The following is a 20,783-nucleotide window of genomic DNA, read 5'->3' as shown; positions in this document are numbered from 1 at the left end:
CACTCCGCCTGTCCCGTAGTCCCGCTGCCGCCTCGATCGCGATCCCTGCGGCCCACCTTGAGGCGCCATTCACAATCGCCGAGACGTTCATCTTTTGGCGATCTGCTCCTGCCTGCAGTGCGCGCCAGATTCCGTCATTTGCTCTATCCCTGCAAACGTGCACATCGCTATGTTGTCGTACAGCGAATCTTCCAGTGCTTCGTCCGACAGTCCATACCACTGCTGCAGGAAGCAAATACGCATCCGTTCCAATCCAATCGGCGGCCGGCCACATCGTCGCTTGGAATAGGGCAGCTCAATCGCCGCCAGCAGTCGCCGCCGTGCCACCACGCGTTCCATCTCGTTCGGAAGGCGCTGGCGACGGGTCACGCACTTCTTGCCGTGGTTTCTCTGCTTTCGCAAAACTGAACTGTCGCTTCATCTCTGGCTCATCTCCGGGACACACACATGACAACACTTACGAGCCACTCAACGATGACTGCCACGCGGACTAAATGGGTTTTCCCCTGGCGTTACGTTGCGCGACCGACATCGATTCTTGATTCCTTGTAAATAGTGTTTTGATTTGATCATTTGCGACTTGCTCAACTAGCATATCCGTCATCCAGCCCCGGGGGGCGCCTGCGCAACTCCCCCTCTGAGGGAAAATCCGCCTTTTTTATGGCGCCGCCAGTCGGCCGCTGTATGAGGAAGAGCATGAAACCACTGACAGGAAGCAGCCAGAATCGGCCCGCGGTGCCCAGTGCTCTCGGCGCCCGGCGCCGACACCAGTTTGCTCGCCTTAAAGCCTCCTTCCGCTCGCACCGGCACCTCGCACATGATCTTGTCGAGATGCCATCGTGTTCTCCGATTCCTGACTGTGATCGGATCGGTATTGCGAGCAAATTGGCAATGCTGTGTACAGCGTTTCCGCCAGCGGCATCTGATGTGCATAGCCAGGCAATATTAAACGTCCTGTTGCACACCTGCTTGAAACTGACCGGTGCGACGCGTGCGGCGGTAGTAGCCATTCAGGGCACTGAGCAGTGCGTAGCTGCAGTGGTGATGGCGGGCGTCGGCTCTCCGTCGCCGAAAATTGTCGATTCAACGCCGCAACAAATCGCACTTCCTCAGTCGGTTATCCACCATGTATTGAACACGGGTGCGGAGCTAGTGCTCGCAAATGCTTTATCAGTAGCGCCATTTAAAGACGATCGCTATATAACCATTCACCGCACGCGCCGGATTATTTGTCTGCCGCTAATCAGGCATGAGAAAATTGTCGGTTCTCTTTATATTGAGTGCCAGCTATCGACGTCAGATCGCGTCCCCGAAGAGATCGCAGTGCTCAGATTCTTCGCGCAGCTATTGGCAGTCCTCCTTGAAAGCTACAGACTAATCGAAGAAGTAGATCAGCAGCGAAAGTCGCTTCGGAAGGCGCAAGTCGATCTGGAACATGCGTCAAGAGTCATGACGTTGAGCGTTCTGCAATCTTCGCTGGCACATGAACTCAGTCAGCCACTAGCAGCACTAACAACCAACGCCGCCGCAGCGATCCGCTGGCTGGATCATGATCCGCCAAATCTCCATGAGACACGCGAGTCCTTGGGGAGCATTGTTTCTCAGGGGATCCGAGCAGCGGCAATCATAGACGGGATGCGAGATCTTCTCAGGAAAACAACGCCATCCGCTCCTGCTCGCTTGCAGATGAACGATCTCGTTGGAGAGACGTTAACGCTGGTTAGAGGAAAATCTTCGGAAGAGCAGATCGCGATCACGACCGATCTAAGCCCAGACCTTCCGCCTGTTAGCGGCAACAAGGTCCAGCTACTGCAAGTGATCCTGAATCTGGCGCTGAACGCTCTGGATGCCCTAAAAGGCATTACGGAGCGGCCTCGAATCCTCCATATACGTTCGAGGAATTTCGGCAAGAAAGGTGTCATCGTCTCCGTACAGGATTCCGGGGCGGGCCTTACTCAACAGGCAAATGAACGAATGTTTGAACCATTTTTTACGACAAAGGAGAATGGACTTGGCATGGGCCTGATCATCTGCAATTCAATAATCAAAGCACATGGCGGACATCTCTGGTGTAGTTCAGGAAATCCGACGGGAACGGTTTTTAATTTCTCAATACCTTCTCTCCCTGCGGGTTAATTAAATTTAATGCATTAAAAATCAGATTGATTGCATTATTTTTTATGTGTTAGTTTGCTCGCGCCGATATTATGGCAAATGTTCTGTGATTTTACAGAAAGCTCTCTGGCCACGTGATCGACAAAGCAGATAATGCGGGATGCTAATGCCGTATTGCGGTAGTAGACTGCGTTAATCGACTGTCGCGCATCGAGTGTTTGCTGCGTGAATAACTGAACCAGTCTCCCGCATTGTCGATCATCGCTTGTCATGAAGTCTGCCAGACAAACGATGCCCTGACCAGCCAAGGCCAAATTCCTAAGTACTTCGCCGCTTGACGAGGCGATTGTCGGTTCAATGCGCATGATCGTTTGGTTATGGTTGAGCAGCGGCCATTCATTGAGCGACTCCGGCTGTGTAAAGCCTAGCAGGGAATGCTGCGCGAGTTGCGCCGGTTTGGTCGGAGTGCCGTGGCGTTTCAGATAGTCAGGACTCGCGAGCACGCGAAGGGAACTGCTACCAATCGGACGCGCGTGCAGCGTGGAGTCTCTCAGCGGACCGATACGAAATGCCACATCGGTTCGCTTCTCAAGCAGATCAATAATGCCCTCGTTCGTGTTCAACTCCAGCTCTACTTCCGGATACTGGCTTCGGAAGCCTTCCAGTAGCGGTACGATTGCGTGCACCATATATGGTGTCGCTGCGTCAATCCGTAACCGCCCGACCGGACGCATCCGTCTCGCCGCCATTTGCTCTTCCGCTTCATCGACTCTCGTCAGGATGGCACGGGCGTGTTCCAGGAACGCCGCCCCTTCCTCCGTCAGTTCCAGTCGTCGTGTGGTTCGCCGCAGCAGCGTAGTCTGTAGTTTTTCCTCAAGCCGGCTTAATGTTCGGCTGGTGGCGGACACCGTCAAAGCTAGCTGTTCAGCGGCAGCCGTAATTGAGCCCGTGTCCACGACGGCCGTAAAGGCAAGCATTTCGTCGATCGTCGTCTTCATTCCTGACATCCTATACACGCATTTGTAAATATGAGGACGGTAATCTGGTAGAGATCGCTCCCACACGGTCCGCGGCGACGGGTCCTGGGGCCACCTGCGAAGCGAACCCTGAGTTGCAGGGGCGTGTCACAACGTAGACGGCCCCCCTGACTCGCCGGACACAGTCTGCCCTCTTACACGGGGACCCAGGCGCGCACTGTGGCAGGGATTAGTTCAGTGGGAAACGCAGGCACCTCGTTAGTGCTTTATGGGGCATTCTAACCGCAGGCGATCGAGGCTTTGCGATAAGACGTAGTCACGCTGGCAATGGTCGGGTTCCAGGGTCAGTAAGCGCCCGTTTGAAAATTCGCCGCAGATGTGTTCTAACGTTCGGACGTGGATAAAAGAACATCGAGAGCGGCAGGCAAGCATGGCGGCCAAGACAAAGCGGTATCCGAGTGATCTGACGGACATGGAGTGGCCAGCGATGGAGGAACTGCTGCCGAGGCCCGCACAGCGAGGGCGGCGAAGGAAGGCCGATCTGCGGGAGGTGATCAACACCTTGCGAAACCTGGTGCGCTCGGGGTGTGGCTGGCGCATGCTACCCAAGGACTTTCCGGCCTGGCAAACGGTGTACTGGTGGTTTCGCTGACTGATGCGGGGGTTCCTGTTCCAGACGCTTCATGATGTAGTGCTGGTGCTCGACAGGGAGTTGGAAGGCAGGCAGCGCTTGCCGAAGCGCGGGCGTGGTGGATAGCCAGTCGGTAAAAGCGCCAGCCGCCAAAGAGCGCGGCTACGACTCGGGAGAGAAGATCGTCGGGCGCAAGCGGCATATTGCCGTGGATACGAATGGCCGGTTGCTGATGGTGAACTTGACGCCGGCAGATATCGCAGATAGTGCCGGGGCGTTGGCGGTTCTGGAGGCCCTAAAGAAGCGTTGGCCGGGACTGAAGCATTTGTTTGCAGATGGCGCATACGGTCGTCGCACGTTGATGGACAAAGCCGCGACGCTCGACTTCGTCGTGCAGGTGGTGCGCCGCCACGAGGATCAAGTTGGTTTCGCGGTGCTACTTCGGCGTTGGGTGGTGGAACATACCTTCGGTTGGATGGTTCGCTGGCGTCGCCTTGTCAGGGACTACGAGCGGCGTCCTGATGTGTCCGAGGCCATGGTCTATACCGCAATGGGCGGGTTGCCGCTAGGTAGAATCGCCCCGCAGAATGCCCATCCTTGAATTATCGAGCGGGCTATAACCGCAGCATTCAATAAAGACGTCATTGTTCAAATGACGAAAACACATATTTTTGAGGTTTTATGACCACCTCCTTGGTTAAAATCCGACTTCTTACCGCCGCTGACGCAGCAATCTTCAAGGCAATCCGTCTACACGCTATCGAAAACGCTCCCACGGCAATCTGGCCAACCCGCGTCGAAGAAGAGGCACGCTCTGCCAGTGCAGTCGCAGAGCGAATTCAATCGACGCCTACGCAGGCTGTTTTTGGTGCGTTTGTTTGCGAAACCCTGGTTGGCATCGCTGGCGTACGTCGCGAATCGCTCTCGCAGGTGAGCCACAAGGCGACCATCTGGGGGGTATTTGTCGACCCAAACCAACGCGGCAAGGGAATCGCGCGGGATCTGTTGAATACCGCGATGGCCCATGCGTCAAAGAACTGGGATAGCGCGCAGTGCAATCTGTGCGTCAATACGGAAAACACGGCGGCCAAGCAATTGTACGAATCATTGGGATTCGCAGCTTTCGGCGTCGAACCTCGCGCAATGCAGGTGGATGGGCGGTTCTACGACGAACAGCACATGTTTCTGAAGCTGCGATGATCGCAACGAAGCGGCCTTCGATATTCCCGTTTTCGGCTACGGCCATTCATCGGGACGTTGGAATGCCATTGCCATGGCTGGCTTGATCAGCTAGCCGCCATTCGAGGGCCGGCGAGGGACGACTCCGAGGGCGGCATACGCGCCCAGGCGGGTTGGTGGGCGCCGATGTTGGTCGGCGCACATTGTGGTGGCCTCAGGCTCCTTGGGCTTCGCTCAAGGTCGGGTAATCGGTGTAGCCCTGCGCCGTGCCGCCGAAGAAAGCACTGTGCTGAACCTCGTTCATCGGCGCATTGGTCTTCAGCCGGGTGACGAAATCCGGGTTCGCAAGAACCATCTGGCCGTAGGCTTCCAGGTCGGCCAGCCCCGATGCCACGTCGGCCCCGATCTGGTCACGCGGGCGGCTCGGCCGGTTCAGGATCAGCGTGCCATTCCAGAGCTTGCGGATGTCGGCCAGCAGCGGCTCGTTGCCCTGGTGCAGGATGTGCAGATAGGCCAGGCCCAGCTTGTCGAGTTCGGCGACCAGGTAGCGGTACAGATCCGGCCCTTCGGCGCCTTCGTCGATACCCCAAAGCGTCGTGCCGGGCGACAGGCGAATCGCGGTCCTGTCTGCGCCGATTTCCTCGGCAATCGCGGCGGCGACTTCGAGGGCGAAGTGGGCGCGGTTCTTGACCGGACCGCCGTACACGTCGGTGCGCGTGTTCGCGCTCGGTGCGAAGAACTGCTGGATCAGGTAGGCGTTCGCAGCGTGGATCTCGACGCCATCGGCGCCTGCCTCGACTGCCCGGCGCGCCGCGTGGCGGAAATCCTGAGCGGTCTGGTGCACTTGCTCGGTGGTCAGCGCACGCGGCACGGGGATGTCCTGCATGCCCTTGGCAGTGAACATCTGCGTGCCCGGCGCAATGGCCGACGGTGCGACGCCCTGGCGATGATGCGGCGTGTTGTCCGGGTGCGACATGCGCCCGGCGTGCATGAGCTGGATGAAGAGGTGGCCACCCTTGGCATGCACGGCGTCAGTGGTCTTCTTCCAGCCGGCGACGTGTGCATTGGTGTAGATGCCTGGCGTGGTCAGGTAGCCCTGTCCATCGTCCGAGGGTTGGGTGCCTTCGGCGACGATCAGGCCGGCGCTGGCGCGCTGGGCGTAATACTCGGCGGCCAGCTCTCCCGGCGTGCCGTCGAATTGGGCACGGCTGCGGGTCATTGGTGCCATGACCAGGCGGTTTTGCAGGGTGTGGCGGCCGACGCGGACGGGATCGAACAGTTTGCTCATGATGGAATCCTCAGAAAGTGGTGGATGGAGGAATCATCGCCTGCTTCTCATGCGGGATAAATATGGTAATTTGGAGAACATTGATCCACTGATGGAGCAACGAGCATGGAGCTGTTGAACGACATGGCCTTGTTCGTGGAGGTCGTCAAAGCCAAGGGCTTTCGAAGTGCCGCGGAGGTGATGGGCGTGCCGAACTCGACACTATCGCGGCGGATCAGCGCATTGGAGAAAGCGATCGGGCTGCGCCTGCTGCATCGCACGACACGCAAGATCGAATTGACCGAGGCCGGCCAGATTTACTTCGAGCGATGCAAACGCATCGTCGATGAAGCCCGGCTGGCACACGAGCAGCTCGGCGACATGCTTGCCCAGCCCAGCGGTGTGCTGCGTGCATCGTTGCCGGTGGATTTCGCAGTCACCTACCTGGCGCCCTTGATCGCCGAGTTTGCTGGCCTCTATCCCGGCATCACCTTCGATTTCGACCTGACTCCGCGACGGGTCGATCTGGTCAGCGAACCCTTCGATGTGGCTATCCGCATGGGGGAGTCCGAAAACTCGCAGCTGATCGCACGCGCGTTGGCCGCGCTTACGCCTAACCTCTACGCCTCGCCCGGCTACCTTGGACGATCGGGCGAGCCAAACAAGCCCGCCGACCTGGATCGGCACGAGTGCTTGAGCATCCTGAAGGCGGGTTCGTGGACGTTGCGCGACGGGAAGCGAAGCGCCACGGTGCCGGTGGGTGGGCGGTTCACGCTCAACAGCGTTGGCATGAGCCGCCGCCTGGCAACGCTCGATATGGGCATCGTCCTGATGCCGGAGGAAGTCGTCGCTGATGAACTGGCCAGCGGAAAGCTGCGCCGAATCATGCCGCAATGGCACGGCACGCCGATGCCCGTTTATGCCATCACCGAAACCCGTCTGTTGCCAGCGAAGACGCAGCGCTTCATCGAGTTCCTTCGGGAGCGTTTAGGGCGGTAGCTCGGCCGCTGGATCGTACGGCCGCAACCAGATTCGGCCGTTCAAGGGAGGCTACAATCGTGACGCGCCGGCCCGGCCCCTGCTGAATTGAGCTTGCGCCCGAACTAAACTGCCGCGCACCGCGTCCCGGCTACTGCAAACGAGCAAAGAAAATGGATGCAGCTACATTCGTGGGAAACTGGGTAGACCTCAAAAACGACCTCCTTTCCGTCTTGATGGGCGAACAAGGCGAAAGTGTCATCGCTACGCAGATTCGGAATATGGCGCTGACGGTGGACCAGACTGAGCAGCTTCGTAATGTGCTCGATGGCGTTTTGCGAGACGCCATGTACAGCCTGCTTCTTGGACTCGATGGCGCGTCTAGCATAGGCCGCGATCAGCAAGCTTTCCAGATTCTGGATGAGCGAGGAATGACTGTTTCCTCCTGTGGCGAGCTTGAGGCGGAGGCGTGGAAGCGATTTCGCGCCGTGCCATAGCGTTGCTAGCCGATCAGTTTCACTGCCTTGGCTTTTTGGCGCTGAGGGCCGGACTAGACCGGGGCGATCGGACCGGTTGAACCCCCACCTTAAGCGCCATCGTTCAACCGCCAACCGTGCACGAAGCGCTTTCCCGATATCCGCGTCGGCATCGGGATTCGCATTTCCTCTGGGCTGACCATTTCATTATGTCCGGTCCTGGCCGAGCTCAAATGTGCGCCTGAGGCGCCTGTCCACGGCATTCAGCCTGCGCGCAATTCCGAGCGCACCGAATGCGCCCGCCGATGCGCGCCCGGCGTCTGGCCCGTATGGCGGCGCACCAGGTTGCGGAAGGCGGACATATCCTGGTAGCCGCATTGTTCGGCAATGGCGGTCAGGCTGAGCGTGGAGACTTCCAGCAGATGGCAGGCGCGCTCAGCCCGCAATCGGTGCAGGAACTGCAGCGGCGACATGCCCACGGTCTTCATGAAATGCCGCAGCAGCGTGCGTTCGCTGGTGGACGCCACCGCCGCCAGCCGGGGCAGGTCATAGGGCTCGGCCAGATGCTGTTGCAGGTAGCGGCGCGCGCGCAGCGCCACGCTGTGGCGCGGGGCATCGCCGGTCTTCAGCCAGATGCTGACTGCCTCGCCGCGCTCGGGCTGGTCCAGCAGGGCGTTGCCCAGCGTGCGGGCCAGGGCGTTACCTGCGGTATGCGCCACCGCCTGCAGCAACAGCGCATGCATGCGATCCAGGGCGCGGGAACTGAGCAGGTTGCCGCTCTTGACCACTGGCTGGTCGGCCTGCAATCGTCGCGCGGGTTCGCTCAGCCGCATCCAGTTGGCAATCAGCCACGGCACCGCCAGCTTGCGCTGTGCCGGCAAATCCATGGCTACCAGAAGTGCTACTGCCGTGAACGGCGCCACCACCAGCGTCCCCCGCGTAGCAACTGCCGCAATGGCGGCGCGTTCGCGGTCCAATAGCGACAGCATATGTTCAAGCCCGGCGATGTGGTCAAACAACGGTGGCGCGATCACCACCATGGCGTCCTTGCCTGCGCCGGCCAGTTCTTCCAGCGGCACGCACGTGCAGCGCAGCACGCTGGCCAGCGCCTGCCAGCGTTGCGGCTCGGCTACCGCCAGCCGCCAGCGAAAGGGCGCCGCCGTGCCGCGCCGCCGGCTTTGCATGGAGGCCAGCGTGTTGGCAATGTCCAGCATGTCGACCGCGGTGGAAAGGGCGGAGACAACGGCCGAGGGGTAGCACAGCAGATAGACGTCCGACATGACGCGGTGGATTTTGGTTGGAAAGCTGCCTGCCCGATGGCGGGAATGCCACCAATTGTGGCGGAATCCACTCTACCTGTCACGGCCCCGATGCCCGACCATGTCAGCGGCACCATGGCGCGTCGCCGGTTGGCGCGCAACGTTCCATGGGCCCACAGACACAAGAACGAGGAGACAACACAATGAAGCAACGCATCGTGCGCGGCGCGACCGCACTTGGCGGCGCCGTGCTGGCGGTCGCCACCCTGGGCGGCTGCGCCACCGCAGGCAGCGACAGCGCCAACTGGAGCGAAGGCGGACTCAACGCCGAGATCCGCCGCACCGCCTATGGCATTCCCCATATCAAGGCCAACGACTACGCCAGCCTGGCCTTTGGCATGGGCTACGCATACGCGCAGGACAACGTCTGCCTGATGGCCGACCAGGTCGTCACGGTCAGCGGCGATCGCTCGCGCGTGTTCGGCCCCGACGAAAGTACCGAGGTGTCATTCAAGCGCATCAAGAACAGCGAATCCGATCCATTCTTCCGCGCGATCATCGATGACGACGCCCTGCGCGCCGGCTACGCGCAGGCCTCGCCAGAGGCGCGCGAATTGCTGCGCGGCTATATCGCCGGCTACAACCGCTACCTGCGCGATACCCCGCCCGCCCAACGCCCGGCTGGCTGCCGCAACGCTGACTGGGTGCGGCCCGTTACCGCCATCGACCTGTTCCGCCTGGCCGAGGAGAAGAGCATCCAAGCCAGCGCCGGCGCGCTGGCAGCGGGCATTGTCGCCGCCGTGCCGCCCGGGGCCGCGGGCAGTGCCAAGACCGCGCAGCAGGCGGGGGCGGTGGACGTAGCCAGCATCGACTTCGAAGCCGTCAACAACAACCTGCAGCTGCTGGATCCGCCGATCGGCAGCAACGGCTGGGCCTTTGGCAAGGAAGCCACCACGAATGGGCGCGGCCTGCTGCTGGGAAATCCGCATTTTCCGTGGACCACCACCAATCGTTTTTTTGAAGCGCACCTGACCATACCGGGCAAGCTGGACGTCATGGGCGCGTCCATTGCATCGTTCCCGATCATCAGCATCGGCTTCAACAAGGACGTGGCCTGGACGCACACCGTGTCCACCGCCCGCCGCTTCACCCTGTATGAACTGAAACTGGCCGAAGGCGACCCCACCACCTACCTGGTGGACGGCGCGCCGCGCAAGATGACCCCACGCACCGTCAGCTATGCGGCAAAACTGCCCGACGGCCGTACCGAGCAGCGCTCGCACACCTTCTACATGACCGAATACGGCCCGGTGCTGTCCATGCCATCGGCCGGCCTGCCGTGGTCCGCGCAAAAGGCCTACGCGCTGCGCGACGCCAACCGCAACAACACGCGTTCGGTCGACACCTGGCTTGATATCGGCCGCGCGCGCGACGTCGCTGGCATCCGCACCGCCATTGGCCGCCTGGGCATTCCGTGGGTCAACACGATTGCCACCGACCGTGAAGGCCGCGCCATGTTTGCCGATGTATCGGTCGCGCCCAACGTATCGGCCGCCTTGCTCAAGCAATGCGCGCCGACCGGCGACAGCGCCGCGCTGGCCGCCAAGCTGATGCAGGGCACCGGCATGGTCCTGCTGGACGGCACGCGGGCTAGCTGCAACTGGACGGTGGACGCGGCGTCGCCAGTACCGGGGCTGGTGGCCCCCAACGCCATGCCCGTGCTGGTACGCGATGACTATGTCGCCAACAGCAATGACAGTTCGTGGCTGTCTAACCCCAGCCAGAAGCTGACCGGCTTCTCACCGGTGCTGGGTCCCACCGAAGTTGCGCAACGCCTGCGCACGCGCGTTGGCCTGATGGAAATCGGCCGCCGCCTCGCGGGGGAGGACGGCCTGCCCGGTAACCGCTTTGACGTACCCGGCCTGCAGGCCGTGCTGTTCCGCGACCGCAACCTCTCCGGCGAGCTCGTGCTGGATGACCTGCTCGATGCCTGCCGCGGCGCCAAGGACGCCGACCTGAGCGACGGCTGCGCGGCGCTGCGCAAGTGGGACCGCCACAGCAACCTCGACAGTCGTGCCGCACCGCTGTTCCGCGAGTTCTGGATGCGCGCCAGCAAGATCCCCAAGGTCTACGCCATCGAGTTCACCTCCACCGATCCGGTCAACACGCCACGCGGACTGCGCATGCGCGATGCGTCTGTGCGCACCGAGGTCTTCAAGGCACTGAAGGACGCCGTGCAGGCCATGCGCACTGCCGGCTTTGCGCTGGATGCGCCGCTGGGCCAGGTGCAGGCCGCCACGGCACCGACTGGCCGCATCGCCTTGCACGGCGGCGAGGAATATGAAGGCGTGCTCAACAAGCTGCAAAGCACCCCCGTGTCGGACAAGGGTCTGCAGGTCTACTTTGGGACCAGCTACGTGCAGACCGTAGGCTTTGACGAGCAAGGGCCGGTCGCCGAGGCGCTGCTGGTGTACGGCCAGTCCGTAGATCAGCAGTCGCCGCACGCCTTTGACCAGATGGCGGAGTACTCCGCCAAGCGATGGGTGCGGCTGCCGTTCAGCGAGCAAGCCATTGCGGCGGACCCGCAGTTGAAGGTAACGCGGCTGAGCCAGTAAGCCGGCGGCGTTGGGAGCGGGGCCGCCGCCCCGCTCCGCCATCGATAGGCGATCATCACGGGCCTTTCGGTTCTGGTGAGCAGCACTACACCGGCGCGCTCTCGACGAGCGCAAGTAGTGCTTGCGCTAGGACACGCGTGCCCGCTCACCAGACAAGTGTGCCTCAGTCGATTGCCCGCCGCGGGCCTCTGCGAGTGCAACCGTCAAGTGCTGCACCTTCTTTTTCAACTGATCGCGCTCTTCGGTGAGCTGTGTCACCAATTGCGTCAGACGATGAATTGCCAGTTGGTCGGGGGTGGCGTCGCTGGGTGGGGGCGCCGGTTCAGGCTTGGGTGGCACGCGGGCCTCGCGCACCTGTCTGGCCACCTGGCGCAGTTCCTTCTTGCCCCCGGCAACCGCCGCTACCTGCTTCTCGCCAGGCAAGGAGGCTACGGCAGCCGCAGCATTGATGGAAATCACGCCCGCTTTTACCGCGCTGACCAACTCGGGCGCAGCGGTCTTCTGGATTTTTTCGATCTGACCAAGCGTCGCACTGCTCACCCGCGCCGTGCGCGCAACCGCCTCGCGAGTCAACACGGTATCGGCCCCGGATTGCATGGCGACTTCAGCCCCGGCAGGCTTTGCAGAACCCGGCTGGGCCTGCGCTTGGGCTTGGGCTTGTGCCAGACGCGCGGATACGATTTCCTTCTTCCGCAATGCGAGTACACCGCGTTGGAAATCCGATACGCTGCGCCGCCCGAGGTGATTGTCGATCATCCACAGGTGAACATCCTCCATGGACTGGAACGTCTGGTTTTGTACCGTATTGAAAGGGACTCCGTGCTTCTGGCAGATGCTGTAGCGGTTGTGTCCATCCACCAGGAGATCGCCCCACAGCACCAGTGCATCGCGGCACCCTTCGGAGAGTAGGCTGCGTTCTAGCGCCGCGTATTCGTCGTCTGTAAGTGGATCGATATAGGCACGGAGGTCTTCGTTGATAGTGATCGTCATGGGTCAAGCGAAAAAGGTAGGGCAGTAGTGTACACACTGCCTGCCTTACCAGGCGACGGCCGGCTTGGCGGCCGGGCGGTGGCTAACCGCCAGTACAATGTGTGCACGGTGCCATGTGCACAGATCGTTTCTCCACGGCCGACCCATGCTAAACCTGGACCTGCGCTCCATGACGGCGATGACGGGGATGATCAATATCGCCCTGGGCATCGTCCTGCTGGCTTTTCGCCGCGCCTATCCTGCCTCCACCAAAGGGTTGCTACCCTGGGCGCTGGCACCGGTGCTTTGCGCGCTTTCCACCGCCTTCTATGCGATGGACGGGCATTGGCCGGCCGTGCTCGTCGCACTTGGCGGTAACGCGCTGCTGCTTTCGGGCTGCGCCTTGTTCTACTTCGGCAGCCAGCGCTTCTACGGGGTGCCCTGTAGCTGGAAACGCTGGCTCGCCCTGGGTGTTGGCTGCCTGGCTGGCATTACCTGGTTCCTGCTGGTCCATCCCGACTACCGGATCCGCGTGTTGCTGCTTACCTCGGTGTTAGCGGCAATATGCCTGACCCATGCGCGACTGACCTGGCAGCACGGCCGGGGTTTTGCCCCGCGTTTCATGGCAGTTGTCCTCGCTTTCCAGGGGCTGGCCTTGCTCATGCGGGCAGCGACGACGCTTTTCCAGGATGCCGTCGATACTTCGCGGTTTTCCCCTTCGGCTATTCAGACCGCGTACATTGCAGCGTATTGCTTCGCGTCGCTCTTCGTCTGCCTTGGACTGCTTTTGACTGTGAGCGAGCGGTTACGTGCGCAGTTCGAGTACCTGGCGCAACGCGACGACCTGACGGGAATCTTGAGTCGACGCGCTGTGCTGCACGCAGGTAGTAGTGAACTGAAGAACCGGCGCGGCGGGCAGCCACTGTCGTTGCTGCTGATGGATATCGACCACTTCAAGCGCATCAACGACCAGCACGGACACCTGGTGGGTGACCGCGTGCTGGCGCATTTCGCACAAATCGTAGGGCGGGCACTGCGCCACACGGACCATCTTGGCCGCTTCGGCGGCGAAGAGTTTGTCGTGCTGCTGCCGCAGACCGGCATGGAGACCGCGCTTGCCATGGCCGAGCGCGTGCGCCAGGCAGTCGAGCAGCAATCGGCCATCGCCGGGCAGCCCGCCTGCACGGCAAGCCTGGGGTTGGCCAGCATCGAGGCCGGGGAAGCGACCCTTGACGAATTGCTGGCACGGGCCGATTCGGCGCTGTATCGCGCCAAGGCTGAAGGACGCAATCGTGTTGAGGCAGGCTAAGAGGCTGTCTCAATTGGCTTACCGTCTCAAATCAACGATTTAACATAACCTTTGTGCGGCAATTGGTTTGTTGTAGCGGCTAAGCAATGTCCGGAGCGAAGGTCAATCCTTGTCATTGAAGACAAACTGGGCGCCAGCATGCGATCATCGATACCCTCGGATTTCACGTAGAACCACGTGCGATGCCGGCGGCAGACAGGGGTGTTCGCCCTGCTGCCAATCCCCAACGCCAGCGAAGGAAGACGCGCGCTCATGACGCAACAAACCATTTTCAGCCTCGAACCCAACCCGAACGCGCTCGACGCGGCCACGCGGGATGCACTGATGCGCGACCCCGCGTTCGGCCGCGTCTTCACCGACCATATGGTGACGATCACCTGGCGTGAAGGACAGGGTTGGCAGGACGCCAAGGTCACTGCCCGCAAGCCGTTCTCGATCGATCCGGCGTGCTCGGTACTCCACTATGGCCAGGAGATCTTCGAGGGCATGAAGGCCTATCGCGGCGCGGATGGCGCCGTGACGCTGTTCCGCCCGCTCGAGAACGCGCGCCGCTTCCAGGCGTCGGCCAAGCGCATGGCCATGCCGGCGTTGCCCGAATCGCTCTTTCTGGAAGCGATCGAGCAACTGGTGCGGATCGACCAGGCCTGGGTGCCGCATGGCTCGGGCAGCCTCTACCTGCGTCCCTTCATGTTTGCCAACGAGGTGTTCCTCGGCATCAAGCCAGCCTCCGAGTTCATTTTCTGCGTGATTGCCTGCCCGGTGGGCCCGTACTTCAAGGGCGGAGACAAGGCCGTCTCCGTCTGGGTATCCGAGAACTACACGCGCGCCGCGCCCGGCGGCACCGGCGAGGCGAAGTGCGGTGGCAACTATGCCGGCAGCCTGGTCGCGCAGAGCGAGGCCACTGCGAACGGATGCGACCAGGTGGTCTTCCTGGATGCCGCCGAGCACCGCTGGGTGGAGGAACTCGGTGGCATGAACATCTTCTTCGTGATGGACGACGGCACTCTGGTCACGCCGCCCCTTAGCGGCTCGATTCTTCCGGGCATCACCCGGGCTTCGGTGATCGAGCTGGCCAGGGAGATGGGCATGGTGGTGGAAGAGCGCCGGTATTCGTACCCCGAGTGGGAGGCGGATGCCCAAAGCGGACGCCTGGCCGAGGCCTTTGTTTGCGGAACGGCGGCGACGCTGGTGGCCATTGGCGAAGTGCGCTCCGCGCGGACGCGCTTCGCGATCGGGAACGGCGCCGCTGGCAACACTGTCAAGGTGCTAAGGGAGCGGCTGGTGGAGATTCAGCGCAACCAGGCCGCTGGCCCGGCCGGCTGGGTCCATCACGTCGGTTTGTAAGAGGCCATTTCAAAAAGATCCTGGCGTTATTGCGCGGCCTTGGCCGTACCACATGTACTGTCTGCGGCCGCGCGCCTAGCCAGAACCGCTTCGCTTCATTTTGAAACAAGCAGTATGACTCCCCTGATGGGCAAGAAGGCTGGCCCCGCGCTAGCCGCCGGCCGTCATGCTGACTCCACGCCGTCCTCCACCCCGCATGACGCGCTGATCTTCTCGATCAGACCGAGCAGCAGCGGCGCATAGCGTGCCACATCACGCGGCTTTTCGCTGGGTTTGTGCGGGAAGCTGATATTGAGCCCGTACCACTGGTGGTCCGGCCCGCGGAACGCCGCGCCCACGGCGGTCAGGTGGCCGGGCTGGTAGTTGGTGCTGCAATAGCCTTGCGCCTTTGCCTGGGCAATGCCACGCGACAGTTCCTTGTGCAAGGCCGGCCATTCGTCGCCGGCCTTCTCCTCGATCCGTGCGAGGAAGTGGTCGCGCACGCCGGCCGGCACCGCGGCCAGCCACGCCATGCCGATCGAGGTCAGTTCCATGGGAACGCGCGTGCCGGGCGCTACGCGCCGGGTGCGCGATACGCTGTCGCGGCTGTGGCGCACCGCGGCCAGGTAGACCATGGCGGTCTGGTCGGGCACGGCCAGGCCGACATTGACCTTTTCCGCCTCGGCGATCTTGCGCATCAGCGGCAGGGCGATATCGGGCACCGTGGTGGCGTGGTGGAAGGCGTCCGCCAGGCTCACCACCACGGCCGCCAGCCGATAGGCGCGCTCGGTGGCGTCGTAGCACAGGAAGCCGCTGTCCACCAGCGAGCGCGTGAGGCGGCTGACAGTGGGGCGCGGCAGGCCGGTGCGCGCTGCCAGGTCCGCATTGGTCAGGCTGGAAGAGCCGACGCGGAACGCGCGCAGCAGCATCAGGCCACGTTCGAGCGACTGACTGCCTTCGGTCTGCCGCGTGAACCGGCCCGTACTGTGCGTGAGTTCGCGGCTCGAAGGCGGTTTGGCGCGGGAATCCGGGTGGGAAGCCGGGGCGGAACCGGGGTCGGAATGGGGGTGCGGATCAGGCATGTAGTTGGCCGCAGGCCCGCCAATCCAGCATCGGGGCGCTGCAAGTAATTTCGGTATTCGAAATTGTAGTGTAGCGCGGGAATCCACATCGGCGAATACTGGGTGCCTTTCCACTTCCCGGAGCCCTTCGCCATGACCTCGGCATCCACCCCCGAAATCGTCCTGACACGCGACCAGCATGTTGCGCAGATCGAGATCTCCCGCCCGCCCCATAACTTTGTCGACGCCGATGTCATGCGCCGGCTGGCCGAAGCGTTGCTGCAACTCGACGAGGACGACAGCTGTCGCGCCATCGTGCTGTCTTCCGGCGTAGGCGCCTTCTGCGCCGGGGCCGATTTCAGCGGCACCGACCAGGGCAGTGTCTCGCGCGACCCATCGGCCTTCTACGCACAGGCCATGAAGCTGTACCGCAACCGCAAGCCCATCGTGGCCGCGGTTGCGGGCGCCGCGATCGGCGCGGGGCTGGGACTGGCGCTGGTGGCGGACTTTCGCATCACATGCCGCGAAGCGCGCTTTAGCGCCAGCTTCAACAGGCTCGGCTTCCATCCCGGCTTTGGGATGAGCGTGACGCTGCCACGCCTGGTCGGCGAGCAGCAGGCCGCGCTGCTGTTGTATACGGGCAGGCGCCTCGACGGCGAAGAAGCGGTGCGCATCGGGCTGGCCGACGAACTGGTGGCGCAGGCCGAGGTGCGTGCCCGCGCGCTGGCGCTCGCGCACGATATCGCGGCCTCGGCGCCACTGGCCGTGGAAAGCACACGCGAGACGCTGCGCCTGGGCCTGGCCGACCGCATCGTGGAGGCCAACCAGCGTGAACTGGCCATCCAGCGCGTGCAGTTCGCTACCGCGGATTTCCGCGAAGGCGTGGCGGCGATGGCCGAGCGCCGCGCGCCCGTGTTCCAGCGCCGCTGAGGGGGCCGTATGCAACATGAGAAACCCGTCTGCGCCGGCCCGCTCGAGGGAATTCGCGTACTCGACCTGACTTCGGTGGTGCTGGGCCCCCTGGCCACGCAATCTCTGGCCGACCTGGGCGCGGACGTCATCAAGGTCGAAGGGCCGGAAGGCGACCTCATGCGCGCCAACGGCGTATCGCGCAACGCCGGCATGAGTTCGATCTACCTGGCGCTCAACCGCAACAAGCGCTCGGTGGTGCTGGACCTGAAGACGCCTGCAGGCGCTGCGGCGCTGCGCCGCCTGATCGCCGGCGCCGATGTGCTGATCCACAATATGCGCGTGGCCGCCATCGAGCGGCTGGGCTTTGGCTACGCTGCGGTGGCAGCGTTGAACCCGCGCATCGTCTACTGCGTGGCCACCGGCTTTGGCCAGGACGGCCCGCACCGTGACAAACCGGCCTTCGACGACATCATCCAGGCCGCTTGCGGGCTGGTGTCGCTGGGCTGCGTCGCCGGCAGCCGGCCCGAGTACGTGCCTAGCCTGATTGCCGACAAGACCACCGGGATGGCGCTGGCCAACGCGGTGATGGCCGCGCTGCTGCACCGCGAGCGCCACGGCAGCGGGCAAGCGGTGGAAGTACCGATGCTGGAAACCATGGCCAGCTTCGTGATGGCCGAGCACCTGGCGGGGTTGACCTTCGAGCCCGCCACCGGCGCGCCCGGCTATGCGCGCCTGCTGCAGGGAGGGCGGCGGCCGGCGCAGACTGCGGACGGCTGGATCTGCGCACTACCGTACACGGACCGCCACTGGAAAGCCTTTTTCCACGCCGTGGGCCGCGATGACCTGGGTGACAAGTACAACATCGCCAGCCGCGCGCAGCGCAACGCCCATATCCGCGCGCTGTACCAGCACCTCGCGGAAATCACGCCGACCCGGACCACAAAGGCGTGGATGGCGCTGTTCGAGACGCTGGATATCCCCGCCACGCCGATCTATGCGCCGGACGAATTGCTGGCGCATCCCCACCTGGAGGCGGTCGGGCTGTTCCAGCAGACCGAGCATCCCACCGAGGGCCCGTTGCGCGAAATGCGGCCCACGACGCGCTTCTCCGCCACACCGCTGTCGTTGCGCCGCCACGCGCCCACGCTGGGCGAGCACACCGATGAAGTGTTGCGCGAAGCCGGGCTAGCCCCTGAAGACATCGCCCGGGTGACGGGCGGCCGGAACGCCGCCTGAAGCGGGACGCAAACAATAAAGGAGACATTGCATGAACTTCGCACTGGAAGAAGAGCACCAGATGCTCAAGGATCTGGTGGCGCGCTTTGTGCGCGAGCAGTTGATCCCGCTTGAAGCGGGCGTGCTGGCCCGCGAGGCAGAGGGCGGCCAGCTCACGCTGCTGGCGCAGGAGCAGGACAAGCTGGACGGACTCTCGCGTGAGCTGGGCCTGTGGGGCCTGGATGCGCCGGCCGAGATGGGCGGTGCCGACCTGCCAGTGGTGGCCATGGTCGGCGTCAACGAGGAACTAGGCAAGACCGTCACACCCTACGACCTGCCGCCCGATTCGCCGAACCTGCGCATGCTGCTCAAGACCGCCGACGCGGCCCAGCGTGCGCGCTACCTGGAACCGTACGCGCGCGGCGAGACCATCTCCGCCATCGCTATTTCCGAGCCCGGCGCCGGCGGCGACCCGGCCATGATGACCACCCGCGCCGAACGCGACGCCGACGACTGGGTGCTCAACGGCCGCAAGATCTGGATCAGCCGCGCTGCCCGCGCCGACTGGACCATCGTGATGGCCGTGACCGACAAGGCGCGCGGCGCCCGCGGCGGCATCTCCGCTTTTCTGGTCGACCGTGGCACGCCCGGCTTCAAGGTAGAACGGCGCATCCCCATGATCGGCGGCGCCTCCACCTACGAGGTGGTGCTGGAGGACTGCCGCGTCGCGCACACGCAGCTGCTGGGCGTGGAAGGCCAGGGCTTCGCGCCGATGCAGGCACGGCTGTCCAGCCGGCGCGTGCAGATGGCGGCCTGGTGCATTGGCCGCGCCCAGCGCGCGCTTGACATGCTGTGCGAGTACGCGCCGCAGCGCCGCACCTTCGGCGCCGCGCTGGCGGACCGGCAGGCAATCCAGTGGTGGGTGGCCGATGCCGCCACCCGCATCCACGCCTGTCGCCTGATGACATACGAGGCCGCGGCGCGCATTGACGCCGGCGACGAGGCGCGTACCCAGGTCTCGATGATCAAGGTATTCGCCACCGAGATGGCCTGGGACGTGATCGACCACGCCATGCAGGCCTTTGGCGCGATGGGCATGACCAAGGAAATGCCGTTGCAGCAGATGGCCAACGAGACGCGGTTGATGCGCATCTACGAAGGCCCGTCCGAAGTGCACCGATGGGTTATCGCGCGGGATCTGCTTGGCCTCAAGCGTTAGCCCGCCGCCAAAGCGAACCACGGAATCACTGACGCACCCGCACTGGCGGAACCCACTGCCAGGCGCAAGACCAAGGAGACAACATGACCCGAACCGTGAACTGTTCCCGGCGCCGCTTCGCTGTCCTGGCAGGGACCGTCCTTACAGCGAGCCTGGCAGGCGCGCCGTTCGCCGCGCTGGCGCAGCCGCTGGCATTTCCCACCCGGCCGATCCGCTTTATCGTGCCGTTCCCGTCCGGCAGCGGTACCGACATGACCGCCCGCATGTTCGCCAAGAAGATCGGCGAGCTGACGGGGCAGGGCGTGGTGGTGGAGAACAAGCCGGGTGGCAACGGCTTTATCGGCGTGCAGACGCTGCTCAGCGCGCCGGCCGACGGCTACACGGTGTTTATCGGCAGCAACTCCACGTTGTCCACCAATGCCGCCACCTTTCGCAAGCTGCCTTACGATCCGCTGACCGACTTCACGCCCATCACGCTGCTCTCGCGTGGGCCATGCCTGATCATCGTGCCCGCCAGCTCGCCGTACCACACGCTCAAGGCGCTGGTGGAGGACGCGCGCAAGCGGCCCGGCGCGCTCAACTACGGCACCGGCTCGGTGTCGTACACGCTGTACAGCGAATGGCTGAACGAGCAAAGCCGCATGAAGACCACTGCCGTGCCCTACAAGGGCGCGGGCGACGCGATCAACGGCGTGATGGCCGCCAACGTGGACTTCGCCGTGGTGGATGCCAGCGGCGCGATTGAGCTGGTCAAGGGCGGCAAGGTGCGCGCGCTGGCTTACACCGCGCCCCAGCGTTCGCCGCTACTGCCGGGCGTGCCGAGCGCGGCCGAAGCCGGCGTGCCGGACTTCCTGGCCTACAACTGGGTGGCAGCGGCGGTCTCCGCCAAGACACCTGCGCCCATTGCACAACGCCTTGGCGAACTGTTTGCCCAGGCCGGCGCCGCCGACGACGTCAAGGAGTACTACCAGCGCCAGTCCACCTCGCTGATCCTGTCCACGCCGGCAGAACTTCGCGACTACCAGAAGGACGAGATAGCGCGCTGGAAGCGGCTGGCAGCGATCGCGAAGATCGAGCTGCAGTAAAAAGAGAGCGCGGGGCGGAGCGGAGGGGGATCATGCCCCATTCGCTTCCTCCCCGCGCCGCCCTCTCCCTCCGGATTCCGAGGCAAAAGCTTAAGCCTTCACAACTTTGACGACGCGCGTAGCCCCGGGGCGGCCCGATAGCGGTCTTCGCGAGGGCTGGCGGTGTTCGTGGAGTGGTTCGAGGCGCTGATGC

Annotated in this window: 16 protein-coding genes and 2 pseudogenes; 12 read left to right on the top strand and 6 right to left on the bottom strand. The window is 63.1% G+C overall.

Annotation, left to right across the window (positions count from 1 at the left end; translation table 11 throughout):
• Nucleotides 1-126 precede the first annotated feature (126 nt).
• A pseudogene (locus tag AC1RQC_RS10265) lies at nt 127-421 on the bottom strand (transposase); the annotation flags it as partial.
• A 239-nt stretch (nt 422-660) separates the two neighbouring features.
• Here AC1RQC_RS10265 and AC1RQC_RS10260 point away from each other — a divergent pair.
• Nucleotides 661-2,136, top strand: coding sequence for a sensor histidine kinase (locus AC1RQC_RS10260; protein ID WP_492883168.1), 1,476 nt, complete (start codon nt 661-663; stop codon nt 2,134-2,136).
• A 35-nt stretch (nt 2,137-2,171) separates the two neighbouring features.
• Here the strand turns inward: AC1RQC_RS10260 and AC1RQC_RS10255 are convergent, their stop codons facing one another.
• Nucleotides 2,172-3,113, bottom strand: coding sequence for a LysR substrate-binding domain-containing protein (locus AC1RQC_RS10255; protein WP_492814356.1), 942 nt, complete (start codon nt 3,111-3,113; stop codon nt 2,172-2,174).
• A gap of 355 nt (nt 3,114-3,468) precedes the next feature.
• Between AC1RQC_RS10255 and AC1RQC_RS10250 the strand changes: the two are divergent.
• A pseudogene (locus AC1RQC_RS10250) lies at nt 3,469-4,324 on the top strand (IS5 family transposase).
• A gap of 92 nt (nt 4,325-4,416) precedes the next feature.
• Complete coding sequence (locus tag AC1RQC_RS10245) at nt 4,417-4,923, top strand: GNAT family N-acetyltransferase (protein WP_492374927.1); 507 nt, start codon at nt 4,417-4,419, stop codon at nt 4,921-4,923.
• A gap of 193 nt (nt 4,924-5,116) precedes the next feature.
• Here AC1RQC_RS10245 and AC1RQC_RS10240 read toward each other — a convergent pair whose 3' ends face one another.
• Nucleotides 5,117-6,190 (bottom strand): alkene reductase, encoded by a 1,074-nt coding sequence (locus AC1RQC_RS10240; RefSeq protein WP_492374919.1) that lies wholly within the window; start codon nt 6,188-6,190, stop codon nt 5,117-5,119.
• Between the two features lie 105 nt (nt 6,191-6,295).
• On the opposite strand from AC1RQC_RS10240, the gene AC1RQC_RS10235 reads away from it, so the two are divergent.
• Both AC1RQC_RS10235 and AC1RQC_RS10230 read left to right on the top strand, forming a co-directional pair.
• Nucleotides 6,296-7,168, top strand: a complete 873-nt coding sequence (locus tag AC1RQC_RS10235; RefSeq protein ID WP_492883165.1) for a LysR family transcriptional regulator — start codon at nt 6,296-6,298, stop codon at nt 7,166-7,168.
• Between the two features lie 152 nt (nt 7,169-7,320).
• Nucleotides 7,321-7,644 carry a hypothetical protein gene (locus tag AC1RQC_RS10230; RefSeq protein ID WP_492883164.1) on the top strand — a complete coding sequence of 108 codons (324 nt, stop codon included), beginning with the start codon at nt 7,321-7,323 and terminating at the stop codon, nt 7,642-7,644.
• Between the two features lie 242 nt (nt 7,645-7,886).
• Here AC1RQC_RS10230 and AC1RQC_RS10225 read toward each other — a convergent pair whose 3' ends face one another.
• On the bottom strand, nt 7,887-8,903 hold the full coding sequence (locus tag AC1RQC_RS10225) for a GlxA family transcriptional regulator (RefSeq protein ID WP_492883162.1): 1,017 nt from the start codon (nt 8,901-8,903) through the stop codon (nt 7,887-7,889).
• 182 nt (nt 8,904-9,085) lie between these two features.
• Between AC1RQC_RS10225 and AC1RQC_RS10220 the strand changes: the two genes are divergently transcribed.
• The gene (locus AC1RQC_RS10220; RefSeq protein WP_492883160.1) at nt 9,086-11,497 is read left to right on the top strand and encodes an acylase; all 2,412 of its coding nucleotides are present in this window, start codon (nt 9,086-9,088) and stop codon (nt 11,495-11,497) included.
• 126 nt (nt 11,498-11,623) lie between these two features.
• Here the strand turns inward: AC1RQC_RS10220 and AC1RQC_RS10215 are convergent, their stop codons facing one another.
• A complete protein-coding gene (locus AC1RQC_RS10215) occupies nt 11,624-12,487 on the bottom strand; it encodes a ParB N-terminal domain-containing protein (RefSeq protein WP_492814363.1) in 864 nt (287 codons plus the stop codon).
• A 145-nt stretch (nt 12,488-12,632) separates the two neighbouring features.
• On the opposite strand from AC1RQC_RS10215, the gene AC1RQC_RS10210 reads away from it, so the two are divergent.
• The gene (locus AC1RQC_RS10210; protein WP_492883158.1) at nt 12,633-13,775 is read left to right on the top strand and encodes a GGDEF domain-containing protein; all 1,143 of its coding nucleotides are present in this window, start codon (nt 12,633-12,635) and stop codon (nt 13,773-13,775) included.
• Between the two features lie 252 nt (nt 13,776-14,027).
• Nucleotides 14,028-15,119: a branched-chain amino acid aminotransferase gene (locus AC1RQC_RS10205; protein WP_492831751.1), complete on the top strand. Its 1,092-nt coding sequence runs from the start codon at nt 14,028-14,030 to the stop codon at nt 15,117-15,119.
• A gap of 164 nt (nt 15,120-15,283) precedes the next feature.
• Here AC1RQC_RS10205 and AC1RQC_RS10200 read toward each other — a convergent pair whose 3' ends face one another.
• The gene (locus AC1RQC_RS10200; protein ID WP_492375751.1) at nt 15,284-16,180 is read right to left on the bottom strand and encodes an IclR family transcriptional regulator; all 897 of its coding nucleotides are present in this window, start codon (nt 16,178-16,180) and stop codon (nt 15,284-15,286) included.
• A 132-nt stretch (nt 16,181-16,312) separates the two neighbouring features.
• Here AC1RQC_RS10200 and AC1RQC_RS10195 point away from each other — a divergent pair, with 132 nt between their 5' ends.
• From AC1RQC_RS10195 to AC1RQC_RS10180, 4 genes are all read left to right on the top strand, one after another.
• A complete protein-coding gene (locus tag AC1RQC_RS10195; RefSeq protein WP_492375750.1) occupies nt 16,313-17,089 on the top strand; it encodes an enoyl-CoA hydratase/isomerase family protein in 777 nt (258 codons plus the stop codon).
• Between the two features lie 9 nt (nt 17,090-17,098).
• Nucleotides 17,099-18,307 (top strand): CaiB/BaiF CoA transferase family protein, encoded by a 1,209-nt coding sequence (locus AC1RQC_RS10190; RefSeq protein WP_492814369.1) that lies wholly within the window; start codon nt 17,099-17,101, stop codon nt 18,305-18,307.
• Between the two features lie 31 nt (nt 18,308-18,338).
• Complete coding sequence (locus AC1RQC_RS10185) at nt 18,339-19,505, top strand: acyl-CoA dehydrogenase family protein (RefSeq protein WP_492883156.1); 1,167 nt, start codon at nt 18,339-18,341, stop codon at nt 19,503-19,505.
• Nucleotides 19,506-19,588: 83 nt separating this feature from the next.
• The gene (locus AC1RQC_RS10180) at nt 19,589-20,590 is read left to right on the top strand and encodes a Bug family tripartite tricarboxylate transporter substrate binding protein (RefSeq protein ID WP_492375747.1); all 1,002 of its coding nucleotides are present in this window, start codon (nt 19,589-19,591) and stop codon (nt 20,588-20,590) included.
• The last annotated feature ends 193 nt before the right edge of the window (nt 20,591-20,783 follow it).

The organism is Cupriavidus sp. GW822-FHT03E04, from assembly GCF_058801495.1.
This window is presented reverse-complemented; position numbering and strand designations above follow the sequence as displayed.

Bases quoted from the DNA above. Each gene is read 5' to 3' on its own strand.
- AC1RQC_RS10190 (WP_492814369.1), top strand. From the start codon at position 17,099: ATGCAACATGAGAAACCCGTCTGCGCCGGCCCGCTCGAGGGAATTCGC.
- AC1RQC_RS10205 (WP_492831751.1), top strand. From the start codon at position 14,028: ATGACGCAACAAACCATTTTCAGCCTCGAACCCAACCCGAACGCGCTC.
- AC1RQC_RS10195 (WP_492375750.1), top strand. From the start codon at position 16,313: ATGACCTCGGCATCCACCCCCGAAATCGTCCTGACACGCGACCAGCAT.
- AC1RQC_RS10255 (WP_492814356.1), bottom strand. From the start codon at position 3,113: ATGAAGACGACGATCGACGAAATGCTTGCCTTTACGGCCGTCGTGGAC.
- AC1RQC_RS10200 (WP_492375751.1), bottom strand. From the start codon at position 16,180: ATGCCTGATCCGCACCCCCATTCCGACCCCGGTTCCGCCCCGGCTTCC.
- AC1RQC_RS10225 (WP_492883162.1), bottom strand. From the start codon at position 8,903: ATGTCGGACGTCTATCTGCTGTGCTACCCCTCGGCCGTTGTCTCCGCC.
- AC1RQC_RS10210 (WP_492883158.1), top strand. From the start codon at position 12,633: ATGCTAAACCTGGACCTGCGCTCCATGACGGCGATGACGGGGATGATC.
- AC1RQC_RS10180 (WP_492375747.1), top strand. From the start codon at position 19,589: ATGACCCGAACCGTGAACTGTTCCCGGCGCCGCTTCGCTGTCCTGGCA.
- AC1RQC_RS10230 (WP_492883164.1), top strand. From the start codon at position 7,321: ATGGATGCAGCTACATTCGTGGGAAACTGGGTAGACCTCAAAAACGAC.
- AC1RQC_RS10220 (WP_492883160.1), top strand. From the start codon at position 9,086: ATGAAGCAACGCATCGTGCGCGGCGCGACCGCACTTGGCGGCGCCGTG.
- AC1RQC_RS10260 (WP_492883168.1), top strand. From the start codon at position 661: ATGGCGCCGCCAGTCGGCCGCTGTATGAGGAAGAGCATGAAACCACTG.
- AC1RQC_RS10185 (WP_492883156.1), top strand. From the start codon at position 18,339: ATGAACTTCGCACTGGAAGAAGAGCACCAGATGCTCAAGGATCTGGTG.
- AC1RQC_RS10235 (WP_492883165.1), top strand. From the start codon at position 6,296: ATGGAGCTGTTGAACGACATGGCCTTGTTCGTGGAGGTCGTCAAAGCC.
- AC1RQC_RS10240 (WP_492374919.1), bottom strand. From the start codon at position 6,190: ATGAGCAAACTGTTCGATCCCGTCCGCGTCGGCCGCCACACCCTGCAA.
- AC1RQC_RS10215 (WP_492814363.1), bottom strand. From the start codon at position 12,487: ATGACGATCACTATCAACGAAGACCTCCGTGCCTATATCGATCCACTT.